Source organism: Stieleria sp. (assembly GCF_041595215.1).
Classification (GTDB): domain Bacteria; phylum Planctomycetota; class Planctomycetia; order Pirellulales; family Pirellulaceae; genus Stieleria; species Stieleria magnilauensis.
In genome coordinates this window covers 1-10,506 of the sequence record NZ_JBFHKV010000169.1, presented here as the reverse complement: position 1 = coordinate 10,506, position 10,506 = coordinate 1, and the positions used below count along the sequence as shown (strand labels likewise).

General features: G+C 61.5%; 7 protein-coding genes. 6 read left to right on the top strand and 1 reads right to left on the bottom strand.

Annotated features, from left to right (window positions below):
- Window positions 1-253: FAD-dependent oxidoreductase (locus ABX749_RS09050; protein ID WP_372895690.1), on the top strand; the 253-nt coding region annotated here is incomplete at its 5' end.
- A 63-nt stretch (window positions 254-316) separates the two neighbouring features.
- Entirely contained in the window at window positions 317-2,791 is a 2,475-nt protein-coding gene (locus ABX749_RS09045; protein ID WP_372895689.1) for an FAD-dependent oxidoreductase, read from the top strand.
- A 96-nt stretch (window positions 2,792-2,887) separates the two neighbouring features.
- Here the strand turns inward: ABX749_RS09045 and ABX749_RS09040 are convergent, their stop codons facing one another.
- Window positions 2,888-3,451: a peroxiredoxin gene (locus ABX749_RS09040; protein ID WP_372895688.1), complete on the bottom strand. Its 564-nt coding sequence runs from the start codon at window positions 3,449-3,451 to the stop codon at window positions 2,888-2,890.
- Between the two features lie 197 nt (window positions 3,452-3,648).
- On the opposite strand from ABX749_RS09040, the gene ABX749_RS09035 reads away from it, so the two are divergent.
- From ABX749_RS09035 to ABX749_RS09020, 4 genes are all read left to right on the top strand, one after another.
- Window positions 3,649-5,073: a hypothetical protein gene (locus ABX749_RS09035; RefSeq protein WP_372895687.1), complete on the top strand. Its 1,425-nt coding sequence runs from the start codon at window positions 3,649-3,651 to the stop codon at window positions 5,071-5,073.
- Window positions 5,074-5,195: 122 nt separating this feature from the next.
- Window positions 5,196-8,135, top strand: coding sequence for a PVC-type heme-binding CxxCH protein (locus tag ABX749_RS09030; RefSeq protein ID WP_372895686.1), 2,940 nt, complete (start codon window positions 5,196-5,198; stop codon window positions 8,133-8,135).
- Window positions 8,136-8,315: 180 nt separating this feature from the next.
- The gene (locus ABX749_RS09025; RefSeq protein WP_372895685.1) at window positions 8,316-9,233 is read left to right on the top strand and encodes a metallophosphoesterase; all 918 of its coding nucleotides are present in this window, start codon (window positions 8,316-8,318) and stop codon (window positions 9,231-9,233) included.
- 155 nt (window positions 9,234-9,388) lie between these two features.
- Window positions 9,389-10,357: a Gfo/Idh/MocA family protein gene (locus tag ABX749_RS09020; RefSeq protein WP_372895684.1), complete on the top strand. Its 969-nt coding sequence runs from the start codon at window positions 9,389-9,391 to the stop codon at window positions 10,355-10,357.
- Window positions 10,358-10,506 lie beyond the last annotated feature (149 nt).

Genomic DNA, 10,506 nt, shown 5'->3' with positions numbered 1-10,506 from the left:
GCGTCCGGATGTCGATGCGATCCGTCCGGCTGCGACCACGCAACTGCCCTGGCTCGCTCTGGCGGGGGATTGGACGCAAACGGGTTGGCCGGCCACGATGGAAGGCGCCGTGATTAGCGGTCGCTTGGCGGCACAGGCGTTCGCACAGCAGCATGGACGCGATTCCCATCCAGACGTGGTCCCGCCAAATCGCTACCTTTGCCCTGGCCTGCCCCCCGGACGCCTCGCCCGCTGGATGATCCGCCACGGCTGAAGGTTTGCCACTGTCATACGATGTGACGCAGGATCGTCTTTTCTCCGACCGAGACCGGAACTCTTGGACACCGCACTTCCCAAACACATTGCCGAGCGTCTTCGTTGGATGGCGTCGCCCGAGGAGCGGGCGTACGAGCCAGGGCAGTTTGTGCTGTACTGGATGCACAACGCGCTGCGTGCTCACGAGAACCCGGCGCTCGATGCCGCGATTTGCCTGGCCCGCCAAAACGGACTGCCACTGCTGGTCTACCATGGGCTCAGCGAAGAGTACCCGTACGCTTCGGACCGACTGCACGCGTTCATGCTGCAGGGCCATCGCGATGTGCAACGTGAACTGGCCGACCGCGGCATCGTAGCCGCGTTTCATTTGCAGCGTCAAGGACAACGCGGACCGTACCTGCGGAACCTGACGCGTGTGGCCGCTTGCCTGATCACCGAAGAGATGCCGGTGCAACCGCTCGTCGGCTGGATGGATCGATTGGTCGCCACCTGCAAGACACCGGTAGCCACCGTCGACTGCTCCTGTGTCGCCCCGGTCACCTTGCTCGACCAGGCATTCACCTCCGCCGCTGACTTTCGCCGCCACGCTCAACCTCTCTACGACGAACGGTTAACCAAGGTCTATCCCGAACAACAGGTCGACGTCCCAATGTGTGACGTCGAAGGGCTCACGTCGTCACTGGGCCTGCATCCGATCTCGTTGCAAGACGTGGATCTGGCGTCCTTGATCGGCCAGTGCCGGATCGATCATTCGATCGCGCCGGTCGCGGACACCCCCGGGGGAACCCGCGCGGGATATGCGCGTTGGAACGCGTTCAAAACACACGGACTGGAAAAGTATCGCCAGGCGCGCCACGACCCGCTGCGACCCGAAGGCGCCAGCCGAATGAGCGCTTACCTGCATTACGGAATGGTCAGCCCGTTCCGGATCGCTCGGGAAGCGGCACAGCAAAACGCGAAAAAGTTTCTCGACGAGTTGCTGACCTGGCGTGAGATGTCGTTTCACTATTGCTTTCACCATCGCGAGATCATTGACAGTTTGGACGCGGTGCCGGATTGGGCCAAGCAGTCGCTGTGCCGCCACGAAGGGGATCCGCGTGAAGCCAATTGCAGTTGGGAAACCCTGGCGCGGGCCAAGACGGGACGCCCACTTTGGGACGCCGCCCAGCGCAGTCTGCTCAAACATGGCGAATTACACAACAACGTCCGGATGACGTGGGGAAAAGCGTTCCTCCCTTGGCTGGACACTCCCTCCCGCGCCCTTCAATTGACGTTGGATTTGAATCACCGCTACTCGCTCGATGGTCGCAACCCGGCCTCCTACGGCGGCGTGCTTTGGTGTTACGGCCAGTTCGATCGCCCGTTCACGCCCGAGCAACCGGTGATCGGCAAACTCCGTCCACGCTGCGTGGAGGAACACGCCAGTCAAATCGATCTGCAACGTTTCCGCCGGCATGTCGACCGCCCCATCGCCGCGACGCTTCCCCGTGTCGCGGTCATCGGTGCCGGCATCGGCGGACTGACGGCCGCACGGACGCTGGCCGATCACGGAATCGATGTCACGGTGTTCGACAAATCACGCGGCGTCGGCGGACGGACCGCCACCCGCCGCGCCACGCACCCAGACGCCAAGAGCGAGCTGCAGTTTGATCACGGCGCCCAGTACTTCACGGCCCGCGACGCACGGTTCTGTCGACTGGTCAACAGCTGGATTCACGACGGGGTGGTCGAACCCTGGATGGGTCGAATCGTGCACCTGGATGCCCAAGGCGAGATCCTCGGCGAAAAAAATGACACGCCCCGCTACCTGGGCATCCCCGGCATGAACGCCGTCGCAAAACATTTGTCCGAAGGATTGACGCTGCGGTTGGGGAAAACGATTTCGCGCTTGACCGAGGCAGCCGGGCAATGGCAGATCGAAACGACCGACGGGGAAAAACACGGACCCTTCGACGTGGTGTTGTGCAACTGCCCGCCGACTCAAACGCTCGCATTGATCGACGGCCATACCGAGTTGGCCGAGACGGTGCGCTCGGTCAACATGCGTCCGTGCTGGGCCGCGATGATTGCCGACCCGTCGCTGTCGGATGTCCCGTATGACGGTGCGTTTGTCGACAACAGCCCGATCGCATGGATCGCAAGGAACGACAAGAAACCCGGCCGGACTTCACCCGCTTCGTGGGTCATCCATGCGTCGGCGGAATGGTCGAATGCGCACGTCGATGACGACCCTGACCGTGTCCTGCAAACCTTGCAACAGGCCTTCGAGTCGCTGCTCGGTGAAACGGTCACGCAGCCGCTTTACGCGACCGCACACCGTTGGCGTTACGCCGTGCCCGAGAAACCGCTCGATCAGGAATGCCTTTTCGACGCCACCACCGGAATCGGCGTCTGTGGTGATTGGTGCGGCGGCAGCCGAGTCGAAGCGGCCTATTTGAGCGGTATCGCCCTGGCCGGCACGCTGCTACGCCGCTACACGATCGATCGACCGGCCTACCGCCCTGCACCCGCGAAACAAGTCTCGCTGTTTGCGTAGGTCACGCTGTGTGTGACATCCACGTCACGCTGTGCGTGACAGAAGGCATGCACAGCATGCCCTACCAAAGACGAGCGGCATGCACCGCATGCCCTTCTACTTCAACGACTTGATCACTTCCTCGATCTTCTCTGGATCTTGCTTGGCGTTGACCGCGGAATCTTTGTAGGCGATCTTGCCGTCGAGCCCGATCACAAAGGTCCATCGCTTTGCCGTGGCGGTTCGCAACAAATCGGTTTCGGTGCCATCGATGATCTTCGTCACCGTTTTTTCACCCAGGGTGACGGGGACGCCGAACGCTTTGGCGACCTTCCCATCGGTGTCGGCCAACAGCGTAAAATTCAACTGGTGGGCTTTCTTGAAGACGCGATGATTCTTGGCCGAGTCACCGCTGACCCCGACCACTTCCACACCGTCGGCGGTAAAGGAATCCATCTTGTCGCGATAGCCACAGGCCTGGGCCGTGCATCCCCCCGTCATGTCGGCCGGATAGAAATAGACGACCAGGATTTTTTTGCCGACGTGGTCGGACGACTTCCAGGTCTCATCGCGATCATCGGTCGCCTCAAAGGACGGCGCCTTGTCACCGACATCAATCGCCATCGCTTCGGCGGCGACGAACGACAACAACATGCAAACGGAAATTTTGAAGAAACGCATCACTGGGAACTCTTTCTCGGGTGGGTGGGACGATCGGGCAGGAACTGAGATTGTAATTGATCCGGGTTTGCCAGCGTCGTCTTTTGCTCCCCAAAAGTTGCCAGACGAATGGATCGCGTCGAGCGTGTTTCCGGCGGCGTGACCGGCTATCATGGGAAACCCCACCTCCCCCCCAATTCCCGCCGAGACGATTCTCTATGTCGCACAAGATTCATCGCCCCCGCCTCAACGCTCTCGTGTTTCTCGCCTTGCTCGTGCTGAGTTGGCTTCCAGACTTTGCTGCCCGCGGACATGCCGCCGAAAGCGATACCGTCAAGATCGCGACCTTCGATCTGGACGTCACCCCGCCGGTCGGTTCGATGATGGCTTACGACCCGGTTCGCCGCAGCGACGAGCTGGGATTGCGATGTCGCGGTCTGGTGATTCTGGGCGCCGACCAGCCGATCGTGTTGTGTGCGGTCGATTGGATCGGAATCGCCAACGGCGCCCACGATGCGTTCCGCGACGCCCTGGCGGCGGCCGCCGAAACGACTCGTGACCGCGTCGCCGTGCATTGCCTGCATCAACACGACGCACCACGCTGCGACTTCACCGCCGAGCAGATCCTCCACCACGCCGGCGCGACGGATCTGGGCCCGTACGAAAGCTCTTTCCAACGCGGCGTGCTGCACCAGCTTGGTCAAACCGTCACCGCCGCCCTGCCCCACGCCCAGCCGATCACACACGCCGGATTCGGCACGGCCGTCGTCGAGAACGTTGCGTCGAACCGACGGTTGCTCGGTCCCGACGGAAAGGTCAAAGCGACGCGGTACACCACCTGCCGCGACCCTGACTTGCGAGCCGAACCGGAAGGAACGATCGACCCCGAACTGAATTGCCTGGTGTTCTACGACGGCGACAAGGCGCTTGCTTCGATGACCTACTATGCCTGTCATCCGCAAAGCTATTACCGCACCGGCGTCCCCAGTCCCGATTTCCCCGGCATCGCACGAATCATCCGCGGGCAAGACGTCCCCGAAACGATGCACATCCATTTCAATGGGGCCGGCGGAAACATCGGCGCGGGGAAATACAACGACGGCGACAAGGCGAATCGTTTGATCCTGGCCACCCGTGTCGCCGACGCGATGAAACGCGCGTTCGATTCTGCCGAGCGTTTCCCGGTCCGCCCCGAATCGATTACCTGGTCGGTCGCCCCGGTCGCGTTGCCGCCGGCACCTCATTTGGACCGAGAGCAGTTGCAAGCGGCATTGCAGAACCCATCGTCAGCCGACACCCAAAACGTGCCCGCCGACTTGGCTTGGCTCGGACGCTGTCAATCCGGTCACAAGATCGACCTGGCGTGCCTGGCCGTCGGCGATGTTCGCGTGCTGCACATGCCCGGAGAGCTGTTCGTCGAATACCAACTGGCCGCGAAGAAGATGCGCGACGACTTGCACGTCGCCATGGCCGCCTATGGTGATTATGGTCCAGGCTACATCGGCACCGAGATCGCCTACGGACAAGGCGGCTACGAAACCAGCCCGCGGGCGTCGCGCGTCGACAAAAGTTGCGAACGCATTCTGATGGACAACATCGCGCAGTTGCTCGGCGTGGAAGACTCAGCAACGAGTGGTCAATGACTGGCGGCTGCGTAGCTGCCGTCGCCAGACGGCGGAACGTCCACGCTCTGGCGAGAGTAGCTTCTCTCGACATCAGCTCCCCCTCCCCCTTCCCTCCCCCTCCCGCCTTAGTCCGACGCATCATGATTCGTCTGTCCTACCGTTTGTTCCTCCCCTGCCTGGCCGCCCTGCTCTTTTTTACCCCCACCCCTGCCGCCGACTTCGCCGATCAATTGCCGCGGATCGCACCGACCGAACCCGGCGACACCCTCGATGATTTCCGGGTCGCCGACGGTTACCACATTCAACTCGTCGCCGCCGAGCCCTTGGTCAACAGCCCCGTGGCGATCGAATGGGATGCCGACGGCGCACTGTTTGTTTGTGAGATGCGTGGCTACAGCGAAGACCGCGATGACAAGCTCTCACGCATCACGCGGCTGATCGATACCGATGACGACGGCGTCTTCGATCGCCACACCGTTTACGCCGACAACTTGCTCTGGCCGACGGCCCTGTTTCCCTACGACGGAGGCCTGTTCGTGGCCGACGCGCCGGACATTTTTTACCTGAAGGATCACGACGGTGATGGCGTCGCCGATTCAAAGAAAGTCGTCTTCACCGGATTCTCGATCGGAAACGTCCAAGGCCTATTGAACTCCTTTCATTGGGGTTTAGACAACCGCATCCATCTGGCCTGCGGCACCGTCGGCGGCAAAGTACGACGAGCCGACGAAGACGAATCTGCGGCCGTGGAAGTCCGCGGACACGACATGGCGTTTGATCCGGAAACCTACGCGTTCACATTGACCAGCGGCGGCGCCCAGCACGGAATGTGTTTTGATGACTGGGGACGCAAATTCGTTTCCTCCAACAGCGATCACCTGCAACAAGTGATGTACGAAGATCGCTACATCAAACGGAACCCGTTGCTGGTCGCCCCGTCGGCTCGTCAATCGATCGCCGCCGATGGACCGCAAGCCGAAGTGTTTCGGATCAGCCCGGTCGAACCGTGGCGCGTCGTCCGAACACGGCTGCGCGTCGCGGGACTCGTTCGCGGCCCGATCGAAGGCGGCGGCCGCGCGGCAGGCTACTTCACCGGTGCGACCGGCGTGACCATCTATCGCGGCGACGCCTGGCCCCAAGACGATCACGCGCTGGCAATCGTCGGTGATGTCGGCAGCAACCTGATCCATCGCAAACGTCTGACGCCGGCGGGTGTGCAGTTGATCGGAGAACGAATCGATCCGAAATCGGAATTCGTGGCTTCCAAAGACAACTGGTTTCGGCCTGCCCAATTCGCTTGCGGCCCCGATGGCGCACTCTCGGTCGTGGACGTTTACCGCGAAGTCATCGAACACCCCAAAAGTCTTCCGCCGGAGATCAAGCAACATGTGGACCTGACATCAGGTCGCAATCGGGGCCGAATCTATCGCGTCGTGCCCGACGGGTACCACCATCGGCCGACTCCCAAGCTGGACACGTTCGATACCGAGTCGTTGGCAAAGTTGCTACAGCACCCCAACGCTTGGCACCGCGAGACGGCGGCCCGATTGATCTACCAACGCCAGGACAAAACGATCGGCGAGACGCTGCGTCGTCAAGTCGGACAAAGCTCGTCCGCCCAGGGACGCTTGCATTCGCTTTACGCGCTCGACGGCCTCGGTTTGCTCACGCCCCAGGACGTGATCGACCGCTTTGACGATCCTCATCCCCAAGTCGTCCGCCATGCGATTCGATTGGCCGAACAGTTTGCGTCGGACCAAGACATCGTTGGCGATCTGAAACCGCTGGTTCGCCATCCATCGATCGACGTCCGCTATCAACTGGCGTTTTCGCTCGGTGAGTTTTCGTTCGAGGCCAAGTCGGATTGGCTCGCCGAGCTGGCACTGCAAAACCCCACCGATCGCTGGATCCAGACCGCCGTGTCGAGTTCCACGAGCGGTCACCCGGATCGATTGTTTGCCGCGTTGTTGAAATCCGACTCCGTCGAACCGCTTGCCCCGTTCCTGCTGCGTCTGTCCAGCCAAATCGACCGTGGTGACAAGAACGACCAGCGGCGTCGGTCGCTTTCTGCGTTGGTCAGCGCAGCGCATCATCCCGGCTTGTTACCCGCAATCGGGCGTTTGAATCGGGCCGATCGTCGGGATTCAATCGGCGAGGAACTGTATGCTCGCGCCGAGTCGCTCGCCGCCGGTCTGATCTCGATGGCGTTGGCCCAGGTTGCCGAGACGAAGCACTCCGATGCCGAACGCATTCGGGCGATCGGCTGGTTGGCCGACGCACCGATCGATCAAATCTTCCCCACGCTGGTGAAGGTCTTGCGCGATAGCGAATCGTCGGAGTTACAGCTGGCCGTCATCGGTGCGTTGGACCGCAGCGAGTCGCCCGAGTTGGTTGAGATTCTGTTGGGACCCTGGCCGACATGGAGTCCGCGGCTTCGCAGTGCCGCCGGCGACGTCCTGTTTGCGACCGCCAAGCGATCGGCCGCCGTGCTGGATGCCATCGATGCAGGAACGATCGACGCGGCGGACATTTCGTTGGCGCGTTGGAATGCACTCGCCTCCAGCCGCGATCCGGAACTGCGAAAACGGGCCGAAGGCTACCTGGCAACGACCAAGGGTCCGTCACGGGAGGCGGTCATCCAACAGTACCAGGAAACGTTTCAGTTGACCGGTGATGCCCAGCGCGGTGCCGAGGTATTTAAGAAGCAATGTGCCGGCTGTCATCAGTCGGGCGATGTCGGGCACGCGATCGGTCCCAGCTTGGCCGCAGCAGCCACACGCGGCGGCGAATCGATTTTGACCAACGTGTTGGACCCCAACCGTGAAGTCAATCCGCAATACGTCAACTACGTCGTGTTGACCACCGACGGCCGGACGGTTGCCGGCATGATCGCATCGGAAAACGCCAACAGCATCACCCTGCGCCGCGCGGAAAATGTGTCCGACACCATTTTGCGGCAGGACATCGAGTTGCTCCGAAACACCAATCAATCGATCATGCCCGAAGGCTTCGAAAAAGCGATCCCGCCCCAAGCGATGGCCGATTTGATCGAGTACCTGCAGGCGAGTCTACGCAACTAACCCCAGCGGGAAGCATCAGCGACCGGCGCGTGGTGCGTTTGACACCGACACACACGCGCCACTGGCTCACGCCACGTGCTGACATGCACCAGCGGGAAGCGTCAGCGACCGGCGCGTGACCCATCGTTTACAATCATTACCCACACCAGCACCTTGAATCACCCGAATCAACACCCATCCATGAACCACCGAATCAACCGCCGCCAGTTCCAGGCGATCGCTGCGTCGTCCACCCTCGCCTTTTCCACCGCCGCGAACGCCCAGCCGGCTCCGCAACCTGCACCGCAAATGGCGTTTCTGTCGGACACGCACATTGACGCCGACACCAACACCGTCGCGCGGGGCATCCGGATGGCGGAGCATTTGGAACAGGTCGTCGGTCAAGTCGTCGACGCTCTCCCCTCCGGATCGCACGTCATCGTCAACGGCGACTGCGCGTATCTGAAAGGGCTGCCGGGTGACTACGCCACCTTTGCGGAACTCGTCGCGCCGCTGAACAACGCCGGCCTCCAGTTGCACGTCACGATGGGCAACCATGATGACCGCGGCCCGCTCTATCAAGCCCTCAACGATCAGCAATCCAACGACGTCGCGGTCGAGGACAAGCATGTCGATGTGATCCGACTCGGCCAGACCGACGTCGTGCTGTTGGACTCGCTCTGGAAAGTCAATCAAGTCACCGGCGAGATCGGCGCGGCGCAGCTCCAGTGGCTGAAGGAATTCCTGGCCGCCGACACGCAGCGCCCGGTCGTCGTCGTCGGCCACCACAACCTGCAGTTCTCACCACCCGCTGGCGGAAAAGCCTATTCGGGCGTGAAAGACACGGCGGCGTTTACAACTTTGTTGCAGCAGCACCCTCGAGTGAAAGCCTACTTCTACGGGCACACGCATCGCTGGGAAAACCGAGTGCTTGACGGCGACGCCGCGCAACTTCATTTGGTCAACCTTCCCGCCGTCGCTTACGTTTTCGATGCAAAACAGCCAAGCGGCTGGGTGCAGGGGACTTTTTCTGATTCTGAGCTGCGGCTGAGAATCAACACACTTGACAGGTCCCATCCAAACAGCGATGAAGAGCTTCGAGTTTCGCTGAAGGTCTAGACGCGTCGGCACGCAGGACGTCGCGTTTGGGCTGGGATTGGCTTCCAGACCGTCATCCCAGGATCGGTGAGGCTGGATGTCTTCTCTACTTTTCGTCCGATCTTTTCTCTGCGGCATTCGCCGCCAATGACTTCCTCGGAAACGCAAAACGCATCATGACGATACGCTGGGGATTGCTGGGGTGCGGCGATATCGCCAGCAAACGGGTTGCCGACGCGATCATCGCCGATGAACGCTCCGAATTGGCGGCCGCCTGCCGGCGGACCGAACACCTGCTGGAGGATTTTGGAAAACGATTCGACATCCCCACGTTGACGACGTCGGCGAAGCAACTGTTTGCCCGCGAAGACCTGGACGCCATCTACATCGCCACTCCGGTCTACCGGCATTGCGCCCAAACGATCGCCGCCGCCCAAGCCGGCAAACACGTGCTGGTCGAAAAACCGATGGCCTATTCGCCAGCGGAATGCCAGCGGATGATCACCGCCTGTTCCACGGCCAAAGTCACCTTGGGCGTGGCGTACTACCGGCGTTTTTATCCCGTCGTCTTGCGGTTGGCCGAATTGATCGCCGACGGGACCCTGGGGCGTCCGCTTTCGATCCTGGCGACGACGGGCAATCCGACACGATTCCCCACCGAAGACTGGCGGGTCGTGAAAGCCCTCGGTGGCGGCGGCCCGCTGATGGACATCGGCAGCCACCGATTGGACTTGTTCCTGCAACTCTTCGGCAGACCGCGACACGTCCAAGCGTCCTGCGCCCCATCGCCGGAACATGACACCGAAGACATGGCATCGCTGCTGATCGAATTCGAAAACCGGTGCCATGGCGTGCTGCAATGCTACTTCGGCACCGTCGACACACCGGACCGTTTGGAAGTGATCGGCACCGACGGTCGAGCGACCACCGAAGACCTCAACGGCGGCGACTTGACGATCATCACCGCAGAAGGACGCCGTACCGAGTCGCATCCCCCGCACGCCAATTTGCACGCCCCACTGATCAGCGACTTCACCGACGCCCTTCTCTCCGGCCGACCCCCGACGGTGACCGGCGAACTCGGCATGGCGACCAACGACATCATGGCCACCGCCTACCGCGAAACGACGGGCAACCATCGGTGAAGTCCCTGGAGGCAGGTTGCGCCTGAAGGCTGGACACCAACCTGCGCTGGTGTCCAGGCTTTAGCCGCCCATTTCGCTGCTCCGCAGCGACCGGGATGCGCCTCAAGGCTGGACACCAACCTGCGCTGGTGTCCAGGCTTTAGCCGCTC